Origin of the sequence: Paenibacillus sp. 598K (genome assembly GCF_003851045.1) — a bacterium.
Taxonomy (GTDB): domain Bacteria; phylum Bacillota; class Bacilli; order Paenibacillales; family Paenibacillaceae; genus Paenibacillus_D.
The window spans coordinates 407-750 of record NZ_BFBX01000348.1; the positions used below are offsets into that span (position 1 = coordinate 407).

Genomic DNA, 344 nt, shown 5'->3' on the forward strand with positions numbered 1-344 from the left:
ATGCGACGCCGTACGGCGTCAGCCGTCGGGCAACCGAGAGCATCATCGCCGACTATGTCGGCAGAGCGGATCATCGCGAGGTGGACTATGGCTTCGCATTGTCTGCGGAGGAGCAGAGCCGCCGCTATATCCTCAAGGCGCTGCTGCACCGCGAGGGGCTGGAGCTGGCGGGGTACCGGGAGCGGTTCGGCACGGAGGCGCTCGCGGCGCATCCCGAGCTGACGCGACTGCTGGAGACGGGGCTGGCGGAGCTGGAGGCGGACGGCACGGTCTGTCGGCTCAGCGACGAGGGGATGGCCTACTCCGATGCGATCGGCGACTGGCTCATCTCCCCGGAGGTCCGG

1 pseudogene is annotated in these 344 nt (G+C 68.9%); it reads left to right on the forward strand.

Features of this window, described 5'->3' with window-relative positions:
• Positions 1 to 344, forward strand: a pseudogene (locus PA598K_RS35415) (STM4012 family radical SAM protein); the annotation flags it as partial.